Source organism: Lysobacter sp. M2-1, from assembly GCF_022662495.1.
In the GTDB taxonomy this organism is placed as follows: Bacteria; Pseudomonadota; Gammaproteobacteria; order Xanthomonadales; family Xanthomonadaceae; genus JAKPBU01.
The window spans coordinates 1,872,004-1,895,630 of record NZ_JAKPBU010000001.1 but is presented as its reverse complement, the minus strand read 5'-3'; the positions used below and the strand labels follow the sequence as shown (position 1 = coordinate 1,895,630).

The 23,627-nt window shown below is 66.0% G+C and carries 19 protein-coding genes; 8 read left to right on the top strand and 11 right to left on the bottom strand.

Annotated elements, in window-relative coordinates; genetic code table 11:
* Positions 1–20 precede the first annotated feature (20 nt).
* From MC375_RS08285 to MC375_RS08275, 3 genes are read left to right on the top strand one after another with little or no spacing between them, the layout of a single operon-like run.
* Positions 21–1,133, top strand: a complete 1,113-nt coding sequence (locus tag MC375_RS08285; protein ID WP_242102801.1) for a glycosyltransferase family 4 protein — start codon at positions 21–23, stop codon at positions 1,131–1,133.
* Positions 1,130–2,044, top strand: coding sequence for an NAD-dependent epimerase/dehydratase family protein (locus MC375_RS08280; RefSeq protein ID WP_242102800.1), 915 nt, complete (start codon positions 1,130–1,132; stop codon positions 2,042–2,044). Before MC375_RS08285 ends, MC375_RS08280 begins: the two co-directional genes overlap by 4 nt.
* A complete protein-coding gene (locus MC375_RS08275; protein ID WP_242102799.1) occupies positions 2,041–3,066 on the top strand; it encodes a glycosyltransferase in 1,026 nt (341 codons plus the stop codon). Before MC375_RS08280 ends, MC375_RS08275 begins: the two co-directional genes overlap by 4 nt.
* Here the strand turns inward: MC375_RS08275 and MC375_RS08270 are convergent.
* From MC375_RS08270 to MC375_RS08235, 8 genes are read right to left on the bottom strand one after another with little or no spacing between them, the layout of a single operon-like run.
* Complete coding sequence (locus MC375_RS08270) at positions 3,053–4,228, bottom strand: glycoside hydrolase family 99-like domain-containing protein (protein ID WP_242102798.1); 1,176 nt, start codon at positions 4,226–4,228, stop codon at positions 3,053–3,055. The genes MC375_RS08275 and MC375_RS08270 overlap by 14 nt on opposite strands.
* On the bottom strand, positions 4,225–5,478 hold the full coding sequence (locus MC375_RS08265; protein ID WP_242102797.1) for a class I SAM-dependent methyltransferase: 1,254 nt from the start codon (positions 5,476–5,478) through the stop codon (positions 4,225–4,227). The genes MC375_RS08270 and MC375_RS08265 overlap by 4 nt, the downstream gene beginning before the upstream one ends.
* The gene (locus MC375_RS08260; RefSeq protein ID WP_242102796.1) at positions 5,475–6,428 is read right to left on the bottom strand and encodes a GDP-mannose 4,6-dehydratase; all 954 of its coding nucleotides are present in this window, start codon (positions 6,426–6,428) and stop codon (positions 5,475–5,477) included. Before MC375_RS08260 ends, MC375_RS08265 begins: the two co-directional genes overlap by 4 nt.
* Before the next feature lies 1 nt (position 6,429).
* A complete protein-coding gene (locus MC375_RS08255; RefSeq protein ID WP_242102795.1) occupies positions 6,430–7,464 on the bottom strand; it encodes a glycosyltransferase family 2 protein in 1,035 nt (344 codons plus the stop codon).
* A 7-nt stretch (positions 7,465–7,471) separates the two neighbouring features.
* Positions 7,472–8,305, bottom strand: a complete 834-nt coding sequence (locus tag MC375_RS08250; protein WP_242102794.1) for a hypothetical protein — start codon at positions 8,303–8,305, stop codon at positions 7,472–7,474.
* 27 nt (positions 8,306–8,332) lie between these two features.
* Complete coding sequence (locus MC375_RS08245) at positions 8,333–9,832, bottom strand: oligosaccharide flippase family protein (protein ID WP_242102793.1); 1,500 nt, start codon at positions 9,830–9,832, stop codon at positions 8,333–8,335.
* Between the two features lie 5 nt (positions 9,833–9,837).
* On the bottom strand, positions 9,838–10,920 hold the full coding sequence (gene gmd / locus MC375_RS08240; protein WP_242102792.1) for a GDP-mannose 4,6-dehydratase: 1,083 nt from the start codon (positions 10,918–10,920) through the stop codon (positions 9,838–9,840).
* Positions 10,921–11,775: a glycosyltransferase family 2 protein gene (locus MC375_RS08235; protein ID WP_277929296.1), complete on the bottom strand. Its 855-nt coding sequence runs from the start codon at positions 11,773–11,775 to the stop codon at positions 10,921–10,923.
* Between the two features lie 109 nt (positions 11,776–11,884).
* Between MC375_RS08235 and pilB the strand changes: the two genes are divergently transcribed.
* The 4 genes from pilB (at position 11,885) to coaE (ending at position 17,113) form a co-directional block, all read left to right on the top strand.
* On the top strand, positions 11,885–13,615 hold the full coding sequence (gene pilB, locus MC375_RS08230; RefSeq protein ID WP_242102790.1) for a type IV-A pilus assembly ATPase PilB: 1,731 nt from the start codon (positions 11,885–11,887) through the stop codon (positions 13,613–13,615).
* A gap of 349 nt (positions 13,616–13,964) precedes the next feature.
* Complete coding sequence (locus MC375_RS08225; protein ID WP_242102991.1) at positions 13,965–15,161, top strand: type II secretion system F family protein; 1,197 nt, start codon at positions 13,965–13,967, stop codon at positions 15,159–15,161.
* Between the two features lie 56 nt (positions 15,162–15,217).
* Positions 15,218–16,081, top strand: coding sequence for an A24 family peptidase (locus tag MC375_RS08220; protein ID WP_242102789.1), 864 nt, complete (start codon positions 15,218–15,220; stop codon positions 16,079–16,081).
* A gap of 411 nt (positions 16,082–16,492) precedes the next feature.
* The gene (coaE, locus tag MC375_RS08215; RefSeq protein ID WP_242102788.1) at positions 16,493–17,113 is read left to right on the top strand and encodes a dephospho-CoA kinase; all 621 of its coding nucleotides are present in this window, start codon (positions 16,493–16,495) and stop codon (positions 17,111–17,113) included.
* A 1,021-nt stretch (positions 17,114–18,134) separates the two neighbouring features.
* On the opposite strand, the gene MC375_RS08210 is transcribed toward coaE, so the two are convergent.
* The 3 genes from MC375_RS08210 to MC375_RS08200 form a co-directional block, all read right to left on the bottom strand.
* Complete coding sequence (locus MC375_RS08210) at positions 18,135–19,088, bottom strand: Nudix family hydrolase (RefSeq protein WP_242102990.1); 954 nt, start codon at positions 19,086–19,088, stop codon at positions 18,135–18,137.
* 122 nt (positions 19,089–19,210) lie between these two features.
* Positions 19,211–21,952, bottom strand: coding sequence for a preprotein translocase subunit SecA (gene secA / locus MC375_RS08205; protein WP_242102787.1), 2,742 nt, complete (start codon positions 21,950–21,952; stop codon positions 19,211–19,213).
* A gap of 218 nt (positions 21,953–22,170) precedes the next feature.
* Complete coding sequence (locus tag MC375_RS08200) at positions 22,171–23,085, bottom strand: M23 family metallopeptidase (RefSeq protein ID WP_345779265.1); 915 nt, start codon at positions 23,083–23,085, stop codon at positions 22,171–22,173.
* Positions 23,086–23,089: 4 nt separating this feature from the next.
* On the opposite strand from MC375_RS08200, the gene MC375_RS08195 reads away from it, so the two are divergent.
* Entirely contained in the window at positions 23,090–23,563 is a 474-nt protein-coding gene (locus tag MC375_RS08195; protein ID WP_242102988.1) for a DUF721 domain-containing protein, read from the top strand.
* Positions 23,564–23,627: the final 64 nt, after the last annotated feature.

Sequence of the window (23,627 nt, the reverse complement as noted above, 5' to 3'; positions counted from 1 at the left end):
CACCATGTTCAGGCAACGGTATGCGTCTCCTGTTTGCCGCCACGTCGTATCCGTCCTCTGAGCAGGACTGGAAAGGTCTGTTCATCCAGCGTCTGGTCGAGGCGCTGGCGCAGCGACCAAACGTGGATCTGCAGCTATGGCTGCCGCCCGGCCGACGGCCTGACGGTTCTGCGTATGCAGCTACCGCGGACGACGCCATCTGGTTGCAGCGGTTGATGGACGATGGCGGTGTCGCCCACCTGCTGCGGAACAGGAAGCTCCATGGACTCGCGACGGCGTGCCAACTGCTGTATCGCCTGCGCCGCGCCTATCGCCGGAGCGATTGCCACCTCTATCACATCAACTGGCTCCAGAACGCGCTGGTATTGCCGGACGACGGCAAACCCGCCCTGATTTCCGTACTCGGCAGCGACCTGCAACTGTTGAAGCTCCCGGGCATGCGCGTCCTGCTTCGCCGGGCAATGCGCAATCGCCACGTGATCCTGTGCCCCAATGCAGACTGGATGGAAGCGCCCCTCGCCCAGGCATTCGGCGACGTGGCCTCGATACGGGTCGCGCCGTTCGGCATCGACACGTCCTGGTATACCGTGGAACGCAGACCCGACAACCAACCGAGACGCTGGATCGCCGTCACCCGACTCACTTCCAGCAAGCTCGGGACGCTGTTCGAGTGGAGCGCCCCGCATTTCAAGAACGCCGGGCGGGAACTGCATTTGTTCGGACCCATGCAGGAATCCATCGCGGTCCCCGACTGGATCCACTATCACGGCAGCGCCACGCCGGAGCAGCTGTGCCGCGACTGGTTTCCGCGAGCCTACGGCCTGGTCACACTCAGCAGGCACGCCGAGGGCCGGCCACAGGTGATGCTCGAAGCCATGGCCGCCGGGCTGCCCATCCTGGCTTCGCAGCTCCCCGCGCACGCCGACATCATCGAGCATGCGGTTACCGGCTGGCTGTGCCACGATCCTGCCGGGTTTGCCGAAGGAATCGCCGTGATCGAGGACCCGATACGCAACGTGGACATCGGCCGCCATGCACATGACTGGGCGAGAAACAGGATCGGCGACTGGAACGACTGCGCCGCGCGTTACGCGATCCATTACCGTGGACTTCTGGAGAGCTCTGCGCGATGAGCGGCACGCTCCTGCTCCTGGGCGCCGGTGGCTTCATCGGCCGCCATCTGGCCGAACATTTCGCGCGTGATGGCTGGCTGGTTCTTGCCGCCACGCGAAAGCCGGTCGGGTACGACCATGCGAACATCCGCAATGTCGTGGCACCGTACGACGACGTTGCGGACTTCGCGCGCTGGATCCCGGAGTGCACGGCGGTCGTGCATGCCGCCTCTTCCAGCACGCCTGGCAGCAGTGCCGCGCAGCCGCAACTGGACGGCAACCTGCGCACGACGCTGGCGATGATCGAAGCACTGCAGGACACGCCCCGCACGCGGCTGCTGTTCCTGTCGTCTGGCGGCACGCTTTACGGCGACCGCGACATGCCCGCACGCGAGGACGATCCACTGCGCCCGCGCTCGTACCACGGCGCCGGCAAGGCTGCAGCCGAACATTTCCTGCACGCGTGGGCGACGCAATATGGTGGCACCGCCGTGCTGCTGCGTCCGTCGAACGTGTACGGGCCCGGGCAACCGGCGCGGAGTGGATTCGGCATCATCCCTGCGGCTTTCGACTGCGCGCTACATGGCACACCGCTCACCGTGTGGGGCGACGGCTCGACCATCCGCGATTATCTCTACGTCGAGGATCTGCTTGCGCTGTGCGCCGCGACACTCGACGCGCCACTCGATGTCGGGGCGCACGCTTTCAACGCGGCGAGCGGCACCGCGATCTCGCTTAACTCCTTGCTCGACCGCGTCGACGCCGTCACCGACCGTCTACTCAAACGCGTCTACGAGCCCTTCCGCCGGGTCGACGTGCATAGCATCACCGCCGATACCGCCGCCGCGCGCGCGACCTTCAGCTGGACACCCACCATCTCGCTCGACGAAGGCCTGCGCCGCACATGGCAGTGGTTTTCCACCCAGCCTTGAACGCACCGACGCGTCCGCGCGTGTCGGTGTGCATCGCCAATTACGACGGCGAGGCGCTGCTACCGGCGTGCATCGACTCGGTGCTCGCGCAGGATACCAACGAAGTGGTCGAGATCCTCGTCCACGACGACGCGTCGCGCGACAGGTCTATCGCGTTGTTGCGCGAACGCTACCCGCAGGTCCAGGTGATCGCATCCGCCGATAACGTCGGCTTCTGCATCGGCAACAACCATATGGTTGTACAGGCGCGTGGCGAATTCGTGCTGCTGCTGAACAACGATGCGACGCTCGCACCCGACGCCGTGCGTACCTTGCTGGACGCGGCCGAATCTCTGGGAACGCCTGCGATCCTCACGCTCCCGCAATACGACTGGGAGAGCGGCGCCCTGGTCGACCGCGGTTGCCTGCTCGACCCATTCTGCAATCCGATTCCCAACCTGGACCCCGCGCGCGACGATGTGGCCTACGTCATCGGCGCCTGCCTGTGGTGCCCGCGCGGGACGTGGCACGCGCTCGGCGGCCTGCCCGAGTGGATGGAATCGGTGGCCGAAGACCTGTACCTGTGCGGCCTCGCGCGCCTGCGCGGGCTGTCCATACACGCGCTGCGTGGCAGCGGCTACCGGCACCGCCAGGGCGCGACATTCGGAGGCAATCGCGCTGATGACGGCGCGGGGCTACGGACCTCGATCAAGCGCCGCCGACTGAGCGAGCGCAACAAGACGCGCGCATTGATCATCCTCACGCCAACGTGGCTGGTGTGGCCGCTGCTCGCGCTGCACCTGGCGGCACTGCTGTCCGAAGGGATCGCGCTGTCCGCGTTGCGACGCGACGCCACCCTGCTGCGCGAGGTCTACCTGCCTGCGATCGCCACGCCCTTCCGCGAATGGAACGTGCTGCGCGTCCGCCGCGACGATGTGCAGGCAACGCGAACGATTTCGGTCGTGCGGTGGTTCTCGGCCGTGCGCTGGCAGCTGCGCAAGGTGTGGATGTTGGCGCGTTACGGCGTGCCTACGGTGCGGTGACCCGCGCATGGAGCGCCTGCGCCGTAGCATCGAGGAAGGCGTGCCCGTGCCGCTGATCGGGCTCGAGATGGCAGCCCTCGGCCCATTCATTCCAGGCGTTGATGAACACCAAACGCTGATCTGCCGGACGCAATGAAACGCGTGAGATCGCATCGTCCAGCCAACGCCTGTACTGTGCCGGGTCGTGGTTCTCGATGATCGTCGCCGACGTGCGGCGAACCGCGTTGTCCCAACTGGGGAACACAACGGGATAGGTCGTCTCGGCCAGAGGTCGCCGCGCAACGCGCCTGTTAACGTAGGCGGAATAGTCAACGATAGTGTTGATGTTGCGCTTGGCCAGGAACGCGCTGTTGCGCAGCGCGTCGTACCACCGCTCAGGCAGCAGACGCTGGAGGAGCGAGACAACTTGGCCCGCCGCATTCCTTGCCGCCGGGAAGTGCTCGCGGTTTGGCTCAAACTCCACCACGCCATCGAAGCCGAGCGCACGCAGGCCGTCCGGATCACGGGTGGAGAACCCTGTACGCACGCCACAAAAATACGGTGCCGGCAGGCCCTTCTCCATTACCCGCGCCCGCCACTTGGCCAGCAGCTGTGTCGCGTCCGGCAACCCCTCCGGCTTGTAGAACAGGAAGAGTGGGCGGCCGTCGACACGCAGGTAGCGCGGATCGGCGAACACCTCGCACAACCAATCGATGTGGGCCGCGTCGTCGGCATCGTCGTACCCCTGCTTCATCAGCACGTCGTAGTCGCGGCCACTCCACGCGCGCGACCAGCTTTCGTTTGCCCAGCAAAGGCAGAACGGAAAGTCGGGTTCGCCCAAGGCCAGCACCGCATCGATCGGCCCACCCAGCAGGCGCTTACCCTGGAACCAGTAGTGGTAATAGCAGAAGCCTTCGATGCCCGCGGCACGCGCCAGGTCCGCTTGCGCCTGCCGCGTTTCCGGCACACGCAGGTCGTAGAAACCGAGGTCCGCGGGGAGGTGTGGCTGGTAGTGCCCCGCGAAACGCGGCCGCCCGGTGACGACATTCGTCCACTCGGTAAAGCCCTTGCCCCACCACGCGTCGTTCTCCGGGATCGGATGGTACTGCGGCAGGTAGAACGCGATCGCGCGGGCGCGCGGCGCTCCCTGCGCAGGTGAAGGTGGTGGCGCGCGCGTCGTCACGCGATCACGTTCCCGACATCGATCGCCTGCAACTCCGGCAACGGGAACAGCAGCGTGCGCCCCGCATACGCCGGGTTAGCCAGGAAGTGGCGACGGAAATGCCACGGCAGCACGAGGTAGTAGTCGTGGCCGTGCGCGAGCACCTCGCTCTCCGGACGGATCGGCAGGTACGAGCCGGGCGTCATCGCGCCGAACTTGTCGGGGTTCACCTCGCCGACTTCTATGATGTCGTCTGTGGTGATACCGCAGTACTGCAGCAGCACGTTGCCCTTGGTGGATGCGCCGAGCGCGGCGATGGTTTTTCCTTCGGCCTTCGCGAGTTCGATGAACGCACGCAGGTCGTCGCGCGACTCCGCGGCGCGGCGCGCGAAGTCCTCGAACGGCGCGAGCGTGTCCAGGCCGGCTTCGCGCTCCTGCGCGAGGATACGCGCCACGTCCGGGCTTTCCGCCACGCCCGAGGTCGACTTGGCCGCGGTCACCGAGAAGCTGCCACCGTTGACGTCGTTGAACTCGATGTCCACCAGCGTGAAGCCCACGCGGTCGGCCATCCACTTGATCTGCCGCAGCGCGTAGTACTCCAGATGCTCGTGGCACACGGTATCGTACGACAGCGCGGCCAGCATCGCGGGCATGTAGCTCTGCTCGAACACCCACACGCCGTCATCGGCCAGAACGTCGTGCACGTCCTGCATGAACGCCATAGGCGCTTCCAGGTCGTAGTACATCGAGAACGAGGTGAGCACACGCACGTGCTTGCCCGGCCGCACGCGGCGCAGGGTGTCGCCGCTGAAGAAGTCCGCGCACAGGTCCACGTGAGCCTTGTAGTACTGGCGAAACTTGTCTCCGGTGGGATCGATGCCCAGCAGGTCGGCGCCCAGCGCTTCGGGATACGCGCCGAGCGTGGTGCCGTCGTTGGCGCCGACGTCCACGATCAGGTCGCCCACGCGCACGTCCACCAACGACAGCACGCGATCGACCTTCGCGTGCAGGTGACGCACCATGCTGGCGTTGAGGCCAGAGCGGTAGCCGTAGTTGTCGCCGTACATCTCGCCGAGGTCATACGAGTGCGCGAGCTGCACCAAGCCACATCCCTCGGCTGCCATGCACTTCACCAGCCGCAGCGGCCCGGTGGTCACAGGCATCTCGCGCGAACGCGGGAACACGCCCGTGAGCATCTGCTCGCCCAGGTCGAGTATCTGGACCAGGTCGGTGCCGGCACAGATGCGGCATCGGGTGATGGCTTGCATCATGTCGTCATCCGGGCATCGGTCGAAGCGATCGCAGCATCGACCATAATGCGTACGAGCGTGCCGAAGTCGGTCTCCGGCCGCCACCCCAAGGTGTTACGCAGCTTGGTCGCATCGCCGACTCGGGGGCCGCGACGATCCTGGCGGACGTCTGCCGCACCGCCCTCAACCCACTCGCGCCAGTCGAGCCCTGCATGGGAGAACGCGAGCTCACAGAACTCGCGAACCGAGTGCAGCTCGCCGGTAGCCACCACGTAGTCGCAAGGTCGGTCGTGCGCCAGCATCAGCCGCATGGCGCGCACGTAATCCGGGGCATAGCCCCAATCTCGTTGCGCATCCAGATCACCCAGCAGCAGCTTGCCCGTATCACCCGCGCGAACTCGCGCGACGGCATCGACGATCTTGCGCGTGACGAAGGCCGGCCCGCGACGAGGACTCTCGTGGTTATAGAGGATAGCCGAACACGCGAACACGCAGCGGTGCATGCGAAAGGAATTTACCACCGTATGAGCGAACAGCTTCGCCGCTGCGTACGGACTCAGCGGACGGAACGGCGTGGCTTCGGTTTGCGGCACGACGATCGGGTCACCAAACATTTCGCTACTCGATGCCTGGCAGAAGCGGATCTCCGGATCAACATCCACGATCGCCTGGAGCATGCGTGCGACAGCGACGCCGTTGAGCTCGCCGATGGCAACGGCGTCGTCATACATGCCGGCCCCGGTCGAGAAGGCGGCCAGGTTGTAGAAGTGTGCGGGGCGAACGTCTCTCAAGACCGCGCGCAGACCTTCTTTACTGACGAAGTCCCATTCGACACACTCCACGTTCTCGGGCGCCCGCGACGCGCGCCCGGTGCGGAGCAGGCCGACGACACGATGCCCCGCCGCGAGCGACTGTTCGGCCAGATAGCTGCCATCCTGCCCGCCGATGCCGCTGATCAGGATCGTCGCCATCTCAATATCCCGCCGATCGCGCGACCGCGCGCGAGACGAACGACGCATGCGGGCTACGCGACAGGTCGTAGATGTTCATGCGGGCGTGGCGTGCGAACAGGCCGCAGTACAGGCTCGCCATTGCATTGGCGAGACGCGAGGGCACTACCGCGATGGTGCGCGCCAACAGGCGCGCTATCGGGCTCATTGGACGCCCGGAGAGGAAACGGTCGTACTCGCGCGGCGCGTAACCGCCAATGCTGCGATAGAGCCAGAGCTTTCGCATCTGTCGCCACGGCTCGCGTGCGCTGATGCGCGACTTGGCCTGTGCGGAGACGCCCGGGAACGACCACACGAGCGATGGCCACTTGAACATCCAGATCTCGAACCCACGCGGCGTCCACATCGCGTTGCCATAGCGGATCGTGATCAGGGGCTTGGCGATGACGTGCGTGCGCGGCGTGAGCCCTTGGAAGATCACGCCCACGTGGATGAACAGTGAGCCGTAGTACGCCGCGCGGTCGCGCGCGAACCAGAACGTGCGCGAGATGACCACGCAGCCAATGAAACTCAGCGCATGCGCTGTGTCGGCGAGCAGGCCGTCGGCGTCCTCGAGCGCGTACTCCGCATCGGAGTCCTTGGCCACGAGGGCGCCACGCAGCGTGCCGCCGAAATCGGCAGTGCGCACTTCCGCATTGACGATGACTAACTCTACGTCGCCGTGAAGTTCGCGCAGCACGCGCTCGACAGCGCCGGGCTTGAGCAGGTCGTCGTCCGTCATTAGCCAGCAGTAGTCGCCGCGAGCGTGCGATACCGCGATGTCGTAATCCTGATCCACACCGGAGGCGGCCGGCAGGCGAACGTAGCGCACGCGCGGGTCCCGCGCGGCGTAGCGGCCGACGACATCCGCCGTATCGTCCTTCGAAGCGCCGTCGGCGATCACCAACTCCACGTCGTCGCGCAACTGCGGCGCGATCGTGTCGAGCGTCTCGCCGATGAACGCGCTGCGGTTCAGCGTCGCGATGCAGATCGACAGACGGGGGCGGTCTTGATCCACCGCGCCCTCACACCGTCACGAGCGGCTGGTCTGCGATCCGCGCGAACTGACCAGCATGGTCACGACCGTGCGCGCGTAGTTGGTAGCGGTTCTCCGCGAAACCAAGCCCCTCGACTGCGTCGAGGAACGACTTGTCGAACAGCGAGGGATCGACGAAGAACGCATTGACTCCGTTCGAATCCACCGTCACGAAGCGATAGCCATGTTTGGCGAAGAACGTCTTCCACGCGGTGACCGATACGCCGTAGTACAGGTGCGACGGGTGCGCGGCCGTACGACGGAAGTCGTCCTTGTAAGCCGACGTCACGCTGCGCTCCGGGCCGAACGCAGAGTTGTATTCTACGGAGACGATCTTCGGACGGAAGCCGCGATCGAACAGCGCGTTGGCGATGTGGTAGTCATTTCCATCGATGTCTAGCGAGAACACGTCGGGGTCGAGATGGAGGACCCGCTCGAGGATACGGTCAACGGTGTCTAGTGTGACGAACATTGACAGACACTCACTGCCAATGCTGTAGCGCGCGACGTTGCGGCGCGCGCGCGCTGATTGGCGCGGGTCGCCCTCAACCATCAGACCTTCGTATCGCTCGGTCAGGAGCAGCCAGCTGCTGTTGTTCTCCGTGCCGTCGGCAGCACCAATCTCGACCAAGTAGCGATTCGACCAACCGAGACGACGGCGCAGCACGTCCAGGATTCCGTCCTCGCCGTTTTGACTGAAGCCGGAGAATTCCCACGTGCGTGGATCATGCGCGTCGATCTCGCGCGCCAGCATAGCCGCGCCGCCCTTTGCCAGCGCGATGGCTATGCGTTGCCGATCCTTGAAGTCGATCAAGTAATTCATGGCTCGATCTAGCATGCGCTCACTCCGTCATATCGCGCGGCCCAGCGCCATGCCAATGACCTGGCGAAATTCGCGCGGCTTGAAGCTGCCGACGATCCCAAGCCCGATGCCTGCCAGCGCGGCGAATCCGCCGATCCCCAAGGCGACCCATGGCCCGACCGCCAGAGTGCGGCATATCCACGCGCCAAGCAATGCAGGCATGAGAGTCGCTAGCAAAGGAACAGCGACGTTAGCCGTGAGCCAATGCAACCCTGCGAACCGCATCACATAGCGGCCAGTGAGCCAAGCACCCACCGCAAGATAGAGCGCGTTCACGATCAGCCAGGCGGCAGCGCCTCCCAATGCCCCGAAACGATTCGCGAGCACGATCACCAGCGGGACCATCACGACCAGTAACCCAAACGCGATCAGGAACGCGAACCTCGGCCGCCCTGCAGCCAACTGCAGTGCGTGCGCGAAGTACATGAGGCCGTTGCATGCCGAGCCGATTACGAGCAGTGCTGCGATTGGCGCTACGCTTGCCGCCACGCTGCCATTCCTCACCCAGACTAGTAGCAACGGCTCTGTGTGGAAGACCACCCCGAATGCGATGGTGAACAACGCGATCGCGAACAGGCGTCCCGCGACCCCGTAGAGGTGTTCGAGCGAAGCCTCGTCGCCACGCGCGATCAGCGCAGAGAACTTGGGATACAGCGATGCGAACGCCGGCGTGGTCAACACCTGCAGTCCGCTTACGATCAATGCAGCGAGGACATAATGACCGAATTCTCCTAACCCAATCATACGGCTCAGCACGATCTTGTCGAGCTGAGACACCAGGGTCCCCACGATCGTCACGCCCGACATCCACGCCGAAAAGCGCCACACCCGCCGCAGGTCCGCGAAGTCGTACGGCGCATCGCGCTCGCCCACGGCGCGCTGCGCCAGCCCGCGCAGTGCGATCGCGTGCACCAGGCCGAAGGCCGCCTGCACGACGAAGAACGCTTCGACGCTGCGAACGCCCCACACCAGCACCGCGATGGTGGTAATGGCCGCGGCGATGTTCATCGTCACGCTCGTCGCCGCTGAACGTGCCAGGCGGTGCGCACCGACCAGTGCGCCGTGGTAGAGACTGATGGGCCAGCGGCACGCGAGGGTCACGCCCATCAATGCGACAGCCTGCGCGACTGTAGCCTCAGGCAGCGACTTCGCCTGCAGCCAGTGCGCGGCGATCCACGGCGCGGCGAGCGCGACGAGCATGGCGATGATGATCGCGACGCCGATGTACACGGTGCCCAGTGTTCGCAGCAGCGAGGCCGAACGCCGCTGGTGTCCCGTTTCCGCGCCATGCGCGATCTCGCGACTAACGGTGGGGGCAAGACCGAGGTCGAGAACTTGTAGCACCGCCTGCAGCGTCGCGTAGAAGCCAATGAGGCCGTAGGCCTCCATGCCGAGCAGGCGCAGGTAGAATGGCAGCGCCACCAGGTTGATCAGGACGACGATGACCGAGTTGGCCATCGCTGCCGCCATGTTCCGCGCCAGGCGCATGGGCGCTACTCGTTGAAGTCGTCGGCGCGGTAGCCGTGCTGCGTGATCAGAGAATCGCGCTGCGCGGCGCGCAGGTCGGCCTGCGCCATCTCTCGCACGAGTTCGTCGAAGCCGATCGACGGCTCCCAGCCGAGTTCGCGCTTCGCCTTCGATGCATCGCCGAGCAGCGTGTCGACTTCGGCCGGGCGAAAGTAGCGCGGGTCGATGGCCACGATCACCTGGCCATGCCCGTCCACCCCCTGCTCGTCCAGGCCGCTGCCGCGCCATGTGAGGTCAATCTCCATCTCGCGCGCGGCCGCAGCGACGAAGTCCCGCACGCTGTGCTGGTGACCGGACGCGATGACGTAGTCACCCGGATCATCCTGCTGCAGAACCAGCCACTGCGCGACGACATAGTCGCGTGCGTGACCCCAGTCGCGCTTGGCATCCAGGTTGCCCAGGTACAGGCACGTCTGCAGCCCGAGCTTGATCCGCGCAAGTCCACGCGTGATCTTGCGCGTGACGAAGTTCTCGCCGCGCACCGGCGACTCGTGGTTGAACAGGATGCCGTTGCTTGCGTGGATACCGTGCGCCTCGCGGTAGTTCACCGTGATCCAGTAGGCATAGAGCTTGGCGGCGGCGTACGGCGATCGCGGGTAGAACGGCGTGGTCTCGCGCTGCGGCGTTTCCCGCACCATGCCGTACATCTCTGAGGTGGAAGCCTGGTAAAAGCGCGTGCGCTTCTGCATGTCCAAGATACGGATCGCCTCCAGAAGGCGCAGTGTGCCGAGCGCGTTGGTGTCGGCCGTGTATTCTGGCTGTTCGAACGACACCGCGACGTGACTCTGCGCCGCGAGGTTATAGACCTCGTCCGGCTGGGTCTGCTGCATGATGCGGATCAGGCTCGACGAGTCGGTAACGTCACCGTGGTGCAGGAAGAACCGCACACCCTTTTCGTGCGGATCGCGATACAGATGGTCGATGCGCTTGGTATTGAACGACGAGGCACGCCGCTTGATGCCGTGCACCTCGTAACCCTTGTCCAGCAGCAGCTCGGCCAGATACGCCCCGTCCTGACCCGTAACGCCGGTGATAAGCGCGCGCTTCACTCAGGTGCGCTCCTGCTTGTATGTCAATGACGTGATCTGCTCTGAAATCAACCCGATCAGGAAGATGATCACGGCCGCGCTGAAAAGCAGCGCACTCATATTGGTGAAACGGCCCTGGGTCGTATAGGTATAGCCGTAATAGCCCAGACCCAGCAGGAAGAAGGCCGCGCCAGTGGGGGCGAAAAGCTTGAGCGGCGAATACAGCGTGGCGATCTTGAAAATGATCAACAGAAAGCGCAGCCCATCGCGGATCGGTCGGATATGGCTCCTGCCGATGCGCTTGGCCACCGGGATCGGCACGTAGGCCACCGGGTAGGCGCTGCGGAAGAACGCCATTGTGATGGTGGTGGGATAGGAAAAGCCGTTGGGCAGCAAATGCAGGAACTCGCGGAACTTGTCAGCGCGCACCGCGCGAAAGCCGGAGGTCAGGTCGGCGATGGGCTTGCCGGTCATCCAGCTGGCCAACTTGTTGTAGAACGCATTGGCGGCGCTGCGGCCGGCGCTGGCCTGGCCGCTGCCGTCGCGCGCGCCCACCACCATGTCGTAGCCCTCGTCCAGCTTGGCCAGCAGCAGGGGGATATGCGCCGGGTCGTGCTGGCCGTCCGCGTCCATGAACACCAGGACCTCGCCGCTGGCGGCGCGCGCGCCGCGCTTGATCGCCGCGCCGTTGCCCATGGAATACGGCGAGGTCAGTGCGCGACTGCCGGCTTCGCTGGCAACCAGGGCGGTGCCGTCGCTGGAGCCGTCGTCGACCACGATCAGCTCCGCCTCGGGCAGCTGCGCGTGCAGCCGCGGCAGGGTTTGCCGCAGGCCCTCGGCCTCGTTTTTTGCGGGCATGATCACGGTAACGCGCATAACTTCCCCTTTTCGCGGCAAGATTAGCCTGTAACGCCGGCGGTTGCCGATGTGGCCCTGTCATGGCACGCGGTTTGCGGGCGTAGACTCGGACTTTCTCGGAGGACGCATGAGCGCAGTACCTACAGCCAACCTGGTCGGGATCACCGGCATCGCCCGCCGCCTGGTCCTGGACGGCGCCCTGGACGAGGGCGCGGCACGCGAGGCCATGGACGCGGCGACCAAGGCCAAGAAACCCCTGGCGACCTGGCTGCTGGACAAGCGCCTGGTGTCGCCGGGCGCCCTGTCGGCCGCGAACTCGATCGAGTTCGGCATGCCCCTGTTCGATCCATTCGCCATGGACCCGGTCCAGAGCGCGGTGCGCCTGGTCAAGGAGGAGTTGCTGCAGAAGCATGCCGTGCTGCCGCTGTTCAAGCGCGGCGGGCGCCTGTTCGTGGGCGTCAGCGACCCGACCAATACCCACGCCCTGGACGAGATCAAATTCCACACCAACTTGGTGGTGGAGCCGATCCTGCTGGGCGCGGACCAGATCGCCCGCGTCATGGAGCAATGGCAGAACGCCAGCGACAGCCTGGACGACGCGCTCGGGGATGGCGAGGGCATGGAAGGCCTGGAGGTCTCTGGCGGCGACGACGACCTGGCTAACGCCGCCGACGCGGGTGTTGACGCCAAGGGCGACGACACTCCGGTGGTGAAGTTCGTGAACAAGGTGCTGGTGGACGCGATCCGCCGCGGCGCCTCGGATATCCACTTCGAACCCTACGAAACCCAGTACCGGGTGCGCTTGCGCATCGACGGCCTGCTCAAGCAGATCGCCACGGTGCCGGTGAAGCTGCACCAGCGCATCGCCGCCCGCCTGAAGGTGATGGCGCAGCTGGACATCGCCGAGAAGCGGGTGCCGCAGGACGGCCGGATCAAGCTCAACCTGAGCAAGAGCAAGCAGATCGACTTCCGCACCAGCACCCTGCCCACCCTGTTCGGCGAGAAGGTGGTGCTGCGCATCCTGGACAGCAGTGCCGCGCGCATGGGGATCGATAAGCTGGGCTACGAGGAAAACCAGAAGAAGCTGTTCGTTGACGCGGTGCAGAAGCCCTACGGCATGGTCCTGGTGACCGGCCCCACCGGCTCGGGCAAGACCGTCTCGTTGTATACCGCGCTGAACATCCTCAACGAGGAAGGCCGCAATATCTCCACGGTCGAGGACCCGGTGGAAATCCGCATGTCGGGCGTCAACCAGGTGCAGATGAACGTGAAGCGCGGCATGACCTTTGCCGCCGCGCTGCGCAGCTTTTTGCGCCAGGACCCGGACGTGATCATGGTGGGCGAAATCCGCGACCTGGAAACCGCAGAGATCGCGATCAAGGCGGCCCAGACCGGCCACATGGTGCTGTCCACCCTGCATACCAACGACGCCCCGCAGACCATTGCACGTCTGATGAACATGGGCGTGGCGCCGTACAACATCACCAGCTCGGTGACCCTGGTGATCGCCCAGCGCCTGGCCCGGCGCCTGCATGAGTGCAAGCGCAAGGTGGAGCTGCCCGAGCACGCGCTGCTGGCCGAGGGCTTCACCGCCGACGAGATCCATGCCGGCCTGGAGATCTACGAGGCGGTGGGCTGCAGCGAATGCACCGAGGGCTACAAGGGCCGCACCGGCATTTACCAGGTGATGCCGATGACCGAGGAGATCCAGAACATCGTGTTGGAAGGAGGCAGTGCGATGCAGATCGCCGAGGCCGCCCGGCGCAACGGGATCAACGATCTGCGCCAGTCGGCCCTGCTCAAGGTGAAGAAGGGCATGACCAGCCTGGCCGAGATCAATCGCGTCACCAAGGATTAGCGGCGGGAGCGCGTCGGGGCGCAGATCAGCCTACGGGCTGCCGGTGTAGGAGCGCCGCTTCGGCGCGACCGGATGGTGTTTGGCGTATCGGATCATGGGTCGCGCCTGAGAGGCACTCCTACAGGACCACCCCCGGATTGTGGGTCGCGCCCGAGAGGCGCTCCTACGGGAATGAGCGGGGCGTCACGAACGCAATTTTCACTTTTGCCCGCAAACGCACTAGGATGCGGGACATGAGCGCCGGCTGGGGAGCCGCCGCGGGAGATCGATCATGGCCGTGAGCCGCACCGTCGCCAAGAAGACCACCAAGGCCGCCGTCGGCACGGCGCGCGCCGGGGTGACCCTGGACATGTACGTCTGGGAGGGCACCGACAAGCGCGGTGTCAAGATGAAGGGCGAGCAGCAGGCCAAGAGCGCCAATCTGGTGCGGGCCGAGCTGCGCCGCCAGGGCATCAACCCCACGGTGGTCAAGACCAAGCCCAAGCCGCTGTTCGGCGGTGCCGGCAAGAAGATCTCGGCTAAGGACATCGCGGTCTTCAGCCGCCAGCTGGCGACGATGATGAAATCCGGCGTGCCGCTGATCCAGTCGCTGGAGATCATCGGCAATGGCCAGAAGAATCCCAAGATGAAGGCGATGGTGGACAGCCTGCGGCTGGAGATCGAGGGCGGCTCCTCGATCTACGAGGCGTTGAGCAAACATCCCATCCAGTTCGACGACCTGTATCGCAACCTGGTGCGCGCGGGCGAGTCCGCAGGCGTGCTGGAAACGATCCTGGAGACCATTGCCACCTACAAGGAAAACATCGAGACCATCAAGGGCAAGATCAAGAAGGCGCTGTTCTATCCGACCACGATCATTGCGGTGGCGATCATCGTCTGCGCGATCCTGATGATCTTCGTGGTGCCGACCTTCAAGGACGCTTTTTCCGATTACGGCGCCGATCTGCCTGCATTTACCAGCCTCGTATTCGGCATTTCCGAGCTGTTCGTGAAGTTCTGGTGGCTGGTGCTGTTCGCTGCGATCGGCGCGTTCGCCGTCTTCATTTACTTCTACAAGCGCTCGCCGAAGATGCGTTACACCATCGATCGCCTGCTGCTGAAGTTGCCGATCATCGGACAGGTGCTGCACCACTCGTCGATCGCGCGCTTCTCGCGCACGCTGGCGGTGAGCTTCAAGGCCGGCGTGCCGCTGGTGGAAGCCATGGACAGCGTCGCCGGCGCCTGCGGCAACCGCGTCTACGAGCAGGCGGTGCTGCGCATGCGCGACGACATCGCCGTGGGCTACCCGGTTAACGTTGCGATGAAGCAGGTCAACCTGTTCCCGCACATGGTGGTGCAGATGACGTCGATCGGCGAGGAGGCCGGCGCGCTCGATGCCATGCTGTTCAAGGTGGCCGAGTTCTACGAGCAGGAAGTCAACAACGCGGTCGACGCGCTGAGCAGCCTGATCGAGCCGATGGTGATGGTGATCATCGGCACCCTGGTGGGCGCGATCGTGATCGCGATGTACCTGCCGATCTTCAAGCTGGCGGCGACGGTCGGTTGAGGCGGGTGCCCGCCCCCACCCCGGCCCTTCCCCGCGCGCGAGGAAGGGAGAACTAGATGGCGTTTCTTGATCAGAACCCCGCACTGGGGTACCCCGCCGCGGCCGTGTTCGGCGCGGCGCTGGGCAGCTTCCTCAACGTGGTGATTCTGCGCATGCCGCGCCGGCTGGAATGGCAATGGAAGCGCGACAGCCGCGAGATGCTGGGCGAGCCGGAGCTGTACGATCCGCCGCCGCCGGGCATCGTGGTGGAGCGCTCGCACTGCCCCCATTGCAAGGCGCAGCTGTCCTGGTACGAGAACATCCCGCTGCTCAGCTGGCTGATCCAGCGCGGCAAGTGCCGGCACTGCGGCGCGCCCGTGTCCGTGCAGTACCCGCTGGTGGAACTGCTGACAATGCTGCTGGTGGTGGCCTGCGTGTGGCGCTTCGGCTTCGGCTGGCAGGGGTTCGGTGCGATCGTGCTGACCTGCTTTCTCATTGCGCTGGCTGGGATCGACCTGCGCACCCAGCTGCTACCCGACCAGCTGACCCTGCCGCTGCTGTGGCTGGGCCTGATCGCGGCCAGCGACAGTCTGTACATGCCGGTGAAGCCGGCCCTGCTGGGCGTGATCGCCGGGTACGTGAGCCTGTGGTCGGTGTGGTGGCTGTTCAAGCAGATCACCGGCAAGGAAGGCATGGGGCACGGCGACTTCAAATTGCTGGCCGCGCTGGGCGCCTGGACCGGGCTGCAGGGGATCCTGCCGACGATCCTGATGTCCTCGCTGGTGGGCGCGATCATCGGCTCGATCTGGCTGGCGATGAAGGGCCGCGACCGCGCCACACCGATTCCGTTCGGGCCGTATCTGGCCGTGGCCGGCTGGATCGTCTTCATGTGGGGCGGGCAGATGATCGACGTCTATCTGCGCTTCGCCGGGTTGCGGTAGAGCCTGCCGCGGACTCGATCCGGGGCCGAACGGACACCCACATGCCTGACGCCCGTTGTAGGAGCGCCTCCCAGGCGCGACCGGATCAACCGGGTGTTCGTGCCAACCGGAAACCTTGGCCGCGCCGAAGCGGCGCTCCTACAGGAACGTCGCCACTTCGAACACTGCGGCGCCGTCAGGGCCCTTGTAAGAGCGCCTCTCAGGCGCGACCGGATCAACCGGACGTTCCTGCCAACCGGAAACCTTGGTCGCGCCGAAGCGGCGCTCCTACAGGAACGTCGCCACTTCGAACACTGCGGCGCCGTCAGGGCCCTTGTAGGAGCGCCTCTCAGGCGCGACCGGATCAACCGGACGTTCCTGCCAACCGGAATCCCCGGTCGCGCCGAAGCGGCGCTCCTACATAATCTCGGGATGAGCGATTACATCATCGGCCTCACCGGCGGCGTCGCCTCGGGCAAGAGCGAGGTAGCGCTTCGATTCGCGGCGCTGGGCGTCACCGTCGCCGACGCGGACGTGGCGGCGCGCGCAGCCGTCGAGCCCGGCAGTGAGGGCCTTGCCGAAGTGGTCGCCACGTTCGGCCCACAGGTACTGCTGGCCGACGGGGCACTGGACCGTGGCGCGATGCGGCGACTGGTGTTCGACGATGTCGATGCGCGCAAACGCCTGGAGGCGATCGTGCATCCGCGGGTGCGCGCCCAGCTGCAGGGGCAATGCGCGACCGCGCCCGGCGCCTATGCGATTGCCGCGATTCCGCTGCTCACCGAGGGCGGCGGGCGGAACGCATACCCGTGGCTCGACCGGATCCTGCTGGTGGACGTGCCCGAAGCCGTGCAGGCCGAACGGGTCATGGCCCGCGACCGGGTCGATGCCGACCTGGCTCGCAAGATGATCGCCGCGCAAGCCACGCGCGCCCAACGCCTGGCCATCGCCGACGACATCATCGTCAACGACGGCGTGCTCGACGACCTCGATGCCCACGTCGAAGCCCTGCACCGGCGGTATCTGGCCTTCGCGGCGATGGCTGCCTCCTGAGAACCGTGTGTAGCGATGCGCGGGTCGGGGCTATGCCCCCGATGCTCGCGCGAGATGCACGGCCGGTAGCAATCGCTGCTGGGCCCAGGCTCCGTCGCCCGAAGCGGATATTGTCAATCGCACGACCCCGTCGGGCACGTAGGCCCGACCTACCCTCGTCCCCATGCCGTAACCGCGCGTGGCGCGCCTCCATGCGTAGGTCGGGGCTATGCCCCCGACGCCCGATTCGGGATTCTTCCGAGAGATTTCTAGACATTTCCCGATCGCGCGAGGCCGATCAGTAGCGGACGCTTGCGACATGCCTCGCTATCGTCGCTATTTCTCCGCCGGACAGATCGTATTCCTCACTTTGGCGTGCAATGACCGCACCCCTTGGTTTCGGCCACCCGAAGTGTGTGGGCAAGTCCTAGACGCGCTGCAATCCGTAAGGTCCTGGCATCCGTTTCGGCACTACGGTCATGTTGTGCTGGAGGACCATCTGCATCTGCTCCTGTGCCCTTGCGGGGCAACACGAGTACCGATGCTAGTGGGAAGCTTCAAGCGCGCGGTGCTTTCGCGATGGCGGCCACTGCATCCTGGCGAACGTCTCTGGCAACGCCGATATTTCGACCATGTGATTCGCGATGCCGACGATTTTCGGCGTCATCTTGATTACCTGCATTTCAACCCAGTCAAGCACGGACTGGTGACGCATGCCGGCGACTGGCCGTGGTCGAGCCTGTCGCAGTGGGTGGCACGTGGCGTTTACCGATGTGATTGGGGTGCGATCCCGCCAGAGGATTGGGACCACATGCCGTGGCGTGGCGGTCCGACGTCGGGCACATAGGCCCGACCTACGTCGAGAAGCCGGAAGGCCACAACGTCGGGCGCATCGGCCCGACCTACATCGAGAAGCTGGATGGCCGCAACGTCGGGCGCGTAGGCCCGACCTACGTCGAGAAGCTGGATGGCCGCAACGTCGGGCGCGTAGGCCCGACCTGCGTCGATCAGACGATGGTCGCGACGTCGGGCGTGGCCCGAATTACCCCCACAAGCCGCGAATGGCGGCGATGCCCTGGGCGCCGTGCGCTCGGGCTTCGGCCAGGTCTGCGGGGGTGAGGCCGCCGATCGCATAGAGCGGGAGCGAGGCGTGTTCGCGCAGGGCGGCGAAGGCGGGCCAGCCGATGCCGGCGATGCCGGGATGCGAAGCCGTTTCGCGCAAGGGGCCGACCACGGCGAAGTCGCAGCCCAGGCGCTCGGCGTGGCGTAGTTCGTCCAGGTCGTGGCAGGAGGCCGCCACCAGCTGGCCGGCAGGCAGCGGGCGCTGCGGCAGTGCAGCCAGCTGCGCGGCGCGCAGATGCACGCCCGTGCCCAGCGCCGAGGCCAGGGCGATGTCGGCGTTGATCAGGACCTCGACCCCGGCGGTGCGGCACAGCCCGACGGCGCGCGCGCACAGCGCGGCCCAGCGCGGCGCATCGGTGCCGGCATGGCGCAGCTGGACGCGGCCGACGCCGCTGTGCAGTGCGCGCTGCAGGCGGTCGAGCCAGGCCGCATCGTCATCGCCCGGGGACGGCGTCACCAGATAGCGATCCGGCTGCTGCAGCGCCGCGACCACGGGGCGGTCGGCCGCCGGCATCGGATAGCTGCTGAGCTTGGGCGGCGGCACCCAGGCCAGCGCCTGTCCGTCCAGACCCTTGGGCGTACCGCGATAGCCGGCGATCTGGCGCACGTCCAGCCGCAGGCGCTTGTGCGGATAGCGGTGCGGCACCGCGATCACCGGCGTGCCGATCCGGACCTCGATGCCGAGCTCCTCGCGCAGTTCGCGCGTCAGCGCCTGTTCGGGCGTCTCGCCGGGATCGACCTTGCCACCGGGGAACTCCCACAGCCCCGCCAGATCGCGTCCGCGCGTACGCCGGGCCAGCAGGATCCGCCCGCGCGGATCGGTGATGACACCGGCGACGACGTGGATCAGGCGATGGGATTGGGGATTCGGGATTGAGGATTCGTCAGGGCGCGTCTGCTGCTTCGTCGCCGGGCTGCTCGACGAATCAGAATGCTCGCCACGCTCGGATCGACTGCTTTTGACTTTCACGAATCCCGGATCCCGATTCCCGGCTCTTACGCGAGCTGTCCATGGCAGTGCTTGTACTTCTTCCCGCTGCCGCAGGGGCACGGATCGTTGCGACCGACCTTGGCGCCCTCGCGCACGATGGTCGCCGGCGCCGCGGCTGCCGCGCCCTGCCCGGCCGCGAATTCGGCCGCTTCCTCGTCGGCGCCCAGGCCGCCGGCTTCGGCGTGCTGGAACTGCATCTGCCGCGCCATCGCCTCGGCGCGTGCGCGCTCGGCGGCTTCGGCCTGCACGATTTCTTCCTCGGTGCGGATGCGCACCCGCGCCAGCAGGGTGATCACCTCGCGCTTGACCTTGTCCAGCATCTCGCTGAACAGCTCGAAGGCTTCCTTCTTGTATTCCTGCTTGGGCTGCTTCTGCGCATAGCCGCGCAGGTGGATGCCCTGGCGCAGGTAGTCCATGCGCGCCAGGTGCTGCTTCCAGTTCTCGTCGAGCACGTTGAGCATGATGTGCTTCTCGAGCATGCGCATGTTCTCGGCGCCGATCTGCGCTTCCTTGTCGGTGAACACCTTGGCCACGGTGTCCTGCACTTCGCGCATGATCGTTTCGGCGTCCAGCTCGGTACGGGCCGCGGCCTCCTGGACCAGCGGCATCTGCACGCCGTACTCCTCGCGCAGCGCGGCTTCCAGGCCCGGCAGGTCCCACTGGTCGTCGATCGAGTTGGCCGGGACGTGCCGCTCGACCAGGTCGGCGACGACGTCGGCGCGGATGCCATCGACGTTCTCCTGCACGCTCTCGGCTTCCAGCAGCTCGTCGCGCTGGCCGTAGATCACCTTGCGCTGGTCGTTGTTGACGTCGTCGAAGTCGAGCAGGTTCTTGCGGATGTCGAAGTTGTGGGCCTCGACCTTGCGCTGCGCGTTGGCGATCTGCTTGGTCACCAATGGCGACTCGATGATGTCGTCTTCCTTCAGGCCCATGCGCGCCATGACCCGCTGCACCCAGTCGGCGGCGAAGATGCGCATCAGGTTGTCTTCCAGCGACAGGTAGAAGCGGGACGAACCCGGATCGCCCTGGCGGCCGGAGCGGCCACGCAGCTGGTTGTCGATGCGCCGCGACTCGTGGCGTTCGGTGCCCACGATGTGCAGGCCGCCGGCGGCCTTGACCGCGTCGTGGCGTTGCTGCCATTCGGCCTTGACGCGTTCGCGCTCGGCTTCGCCCGCGTCCTCGGGCAGCTCCACCAGCGCCGCTTCGAGCGAACCGCCGAGCACGATATCGGTACCGCGGCCGGCCATGTTGGTGGCGATGGTGACCGCGCCAGGCATGCCGGCGTTGGCGACGATATGCGCTTCGCGCTCGTGCTGCTTGGCGTTGAGCACCTCGTGGGCGATGCCGGCTTCGCGCAACTGTTCGCTGAGCAGTTCCGAGACCTCGATCGAGGTCGTGCCCACCAGCACCGGCTGGTTGCGCGCTGCGCACTCCTTGATCTCGTTGACCACGGCGCGGTACTTGCCCGCGCGGTTGAGGAAGACCTGATCGGAATGGTCCTTGCGCACCATCGGCCGGTGGGTCGGGATCACCACCACCTCGAGCCCGTAAATGCTCTGGAACTCGTAGGCCTCGGTATCGGCGGTGCCGGTCATGCCGGCGAGCTTGCCGTACATGCGGAACAGGTTCTGGAAGGTGATGCTGGCGAGGGTCTGGTTCTCGCGCTGCACCGGCACGCCTTCCTTGGCTTCGACCGCCTGGTGCAGGCCGTCGGACCAGCGCCGGCCCGGCAGGGTACGGCCGGTGAATTCGTCGACGATCACCACTTCGCCGTCGCGCACGATGTAGTCGACATCGCGCTGATAAATGGCGTGGGCGCGCATCGCCGCGTTGAGATGATGGACCACATGGATGTTGTGCGCGGCGTACAGGCTGTCGTCGCCTTCCAGGATCCCGGCACGGCGCAGCAGTTCCTCGGCGTGCTCCTGCCCGGCTTCGGACATGTGCACCTGCTTGCCCTTCTCGTCCACCCAGTAGTCGCCCTCGCCTTCCTCTTCCTTCTGCCGGGTGAGCGAGGGCACGATCCGGTTGACCTTGAGGTACAGCTCCGGCGATTCGTCGGCCGGCCCGGAAATGATCAGCGGGGTGCGCGCCTCGTCGATCAGGATCGAGTCGACTTCGTCCACGATCGCGTAGTGCAGCCCGCGCTGGAACCGGTCTTCCTTGGCCAGCGCCATGTTGTCGCGCAGGTAATCGAAGCCGAATTCGTTGTTGGTGCCGTAGGTGATATCGCTTGCGTAGGCGGCGTGCTTGTCCGAGTGCGGCATGCCCGGGTACACCACGCCCACGCTCAGGCCCAGCCAGTTGTAGAGCCGGCCCATCCAGGCCGCGTCGCGCCGGGCCAGGTAATCGTTGACCGTCACCACGTGCACGCCCTTGCTGGCCAGGGCATTGAGGTAGACCGGCAGCGTCGCGACCAGGGTCTTGCCCTCGCCGGTGCGCATCTCGGCGATCTTGCCCATGTGCAGGATCATGCCGCCGATCAGCTGCACGTCGTAATGACGCATGCCCAGCACCCGCACGCTGGCCTCGCGGCAGACGGCGAAGGCCTCCGGCAGCAGCTTGTCCAGCGATTCGCCTGCCTCCACCCGCGCCTTCAGTTCCGGGGTCTTGGCCTGCAGTTCCGCGTCGCTGAGCGCCTGCATCTGTGGCTCGAACGCGTTGACCTTGGCGACGATGCCTTCCAGGCGTTTGATCAGGCGTTCGTTGCGGCTACCGAAGACGGAAGTGAGCAGGCGGTTGAGCATGGAGGCGGCGGATCCTGGAGAGGGCGGGACGCGGCACGGCGCGGTCTCCGCGACAAATAAAAAAGGGCGCTGGGCGCCCTTCTTTGGCAACGCGCGATTGTACTTGGAGACGCCTGCGCAGGGTATCAAGGCGGCTGCGACCGGGCCGCCCGGGCAATGCCGGATATCCCGCGCGTCGGGAACGTAGCCCCGACCCCGGATCTGGTCCGGGGCAGGCTCTACGCGCGCTTGAAGCCCTGCTGACCGAGGAACTTGCGCGGATTGACCACGCGCCCGTTCTCCCAGACCTCGAAATGCACGTGCGCGCCGGTGGAACGCCCGGTGGAGCCGGCCTTCGCCAGCTCCTGCCCGACCCGCACGAGCTGCCCGACCTGGACCAGTAGCCGTGAGTTGTGCGCGTAGCGGGTGACGTAGCCATTGCCGTGGTCGACTTCGACCACGTTGCCGTAGCCGCTGCGCCGGCCCGAATAGCTGACCACGCCGTCGGCGACCGCCACCACCGCATCGCCGGTGTTGGCGTCGAAGTCGATGCCCTTGTGGTACTGGCTGCCGCCGCCGAACGGATCGGCACGGCCGCCGAAGCCGGAGGTGATGTAGCTGTGCGCCACCGGCGCCCGCGAGGGCGTCGCGTCGGCTTCGAGCTTGCGGTTGAACAGCAGCGACTCGAGCACCGACAGCTGCCGGCCCGACGCGCTGAACTGGGTTTGCAGTGCGGCCATGCCGGCGCGCAGTTCGCCCGGCGCCATGTCGCGCACCGGGCCATCGCCGCCGATCGCCACCGGCTTGTCGAAATCGAATTCCCCGTCGCCCAGCTGGCCTGCCTGGGTCAGGCGCTCGCCGAGTGCGTTGAGGCGGTTGGCCTGGGCCTGCAGCTCTCCCAGGCGCGCGGCCAGGGCGTTGACCTCGCGCTGGGCGGCATCGATCTGCCCGGCCTGCTGCGCGGCGCGGGCCGCGAGGCGCGCATGCTCGGCGAAGCCGACCGTATCGCGCAGCCCGGCGCCGGCGGCAATGCCCACCGCGACCAGTAGCACGCTGGCGACCGCAGGGTTGCAGAAGGCCGAACCGTAGACATGCTGGCCCAGGCGGGTGAACCTGTGACCGAAGTTCTGCAAGGCCTGGTGGAGTTTTCTCATCGCGATATCGTCATCCGATTCATCTGGCGCCGGGTCTGGGCCGAAAAGCCCGGGGCAGCCGCAGCAGGCGCTCGACGCGCTGCTGCTGGGTGCCGCCGGTGATCCCGTGCGGCGTGCGCTTTGGCTCGACGCTCTGGACCAGCGATTGCGTACCTGCCTGTCGCCGCCGCTGGCCGCGCATGCGCAGCTGGCGAACGTGGATCGCGACCGGCTCGTTTTCATCGTCGACGCCCCGGTCTGGCACGCGAAACTGCGCATGGCCGGACCGCAACTGCTCGACGCTGCCCGCTCCCTCGGGCTGCAGGTGACCACCTTGGTCGTCCGGGTGGGACGTCCACCCGCGCAGGCCACAGGACCTGCACGGCAACGGGCCGAACCGATGTCGGCGTCGGCGCGCCAGGCGCTTGATGCGGCGCTCGCGAGCCTGGACGACTCGCAGCACGGGCGCACATCACCGACCGGACGCGATTCCGACTGACTGGCCGCAACCTCCCCAAAGTTCCGTTTGGACGCGGCCATCCGACAGCGGACGCGGCATGCTA

Excerpts from the sequence above, each read along its gene's own strand:
- MC375_RS08285 (WP_242102801.1), top strand. The coding sequence starts at position 21 with ATGCGTCTCCTGTTTGCCGCCACGTCGTATCCGTCCTCTGAGCAGGAC.
- MC375_RS08280 (WP_242102800.1), top strand. The coding sequence starts at position 1,130 with ATGAGCGGCACGCTCCTGCTCCTGGGCGCCGGTGGCTTCATCGGCCGC.
- MC375_RS08265 (WP_242102797.1), bottom strand. The coding sequence starts at position 5,478 with ATGATGCAAGCCATCACCCGATGCCGCATCTGTGCCGGCACCGACCTG.
- MC375_RS08260 (WP_242102796.1), bottom strand. The coding sequence starts at position 6,428 with ATGGCGACGATCCTGATCAGCGGCATCGGCGGGCAGGATGGCAGCTAT.
- MC375_RS08250 (WP_242102794.1), bottom strand. The coding sequence starts at position 8,305 with ATGAATTACTTGATCGACTTCAAGGATCGGCAACGCATAGCCATCGCG.
- MC375_RS08245 (WP_242102793.1), bottom strand. The coding sequence starts at position 9,832 with ATGCGCCTGGCGCGGAACATGGCGGCAGCGATGGCCAACTCGGTCATC.
- MC375_RS08235 (WP_277929296.1), bottom strand. The coding sequence starts at position 11,775 with ATGCGCGTTACCGTGATCATGCCCGCAAAAAACGAGGCCGAGGGCCTG.
- pilB (WP_242102790.1), top strand. The coding sequence starts at position 11,885 with ATGAGCGCAGTACCTACAGCCAACCTGGTCGGGATCACCGGCATCGCC.
- MC375_RS08225 (WP_242102991.1), top strand. The coding sequence starts at position 13,965 with ATGTACGTCTGGGAGGGCACCGACAAGCGCGGTGTCAAGATGAAGGGC.
- MC375_RS08220 (WP_242102789.1), top strand. The coding sequence starts at position 15,218 with ATGGCGTTTCTTGATCAGAACCCCGCACTGGGGTACCCCGCCGCGGCC.
- coaE (WP_242102788.1), top strand. The coding sequence starts at position 16,493 with ATGAGCGATTACATCATCGGCCTCACCGGCGGCGTCGCCTCGGGCAAG.
- secA (WP_242102787.1), bottom strand. The coding sequence starts at position 21,952 with ATGCTCAACCGCCTGCTCACTTCCGTCTTCGGTAGCCGCAACGAACGC.
- MC375_RS08200 (WP_345779265.1), bottom strand. The coding sequence starts at position 23,085 with ATGAGAAAACTCCACCAGGCCTTGCAGAACTTCGGTCACAGGTTCACC.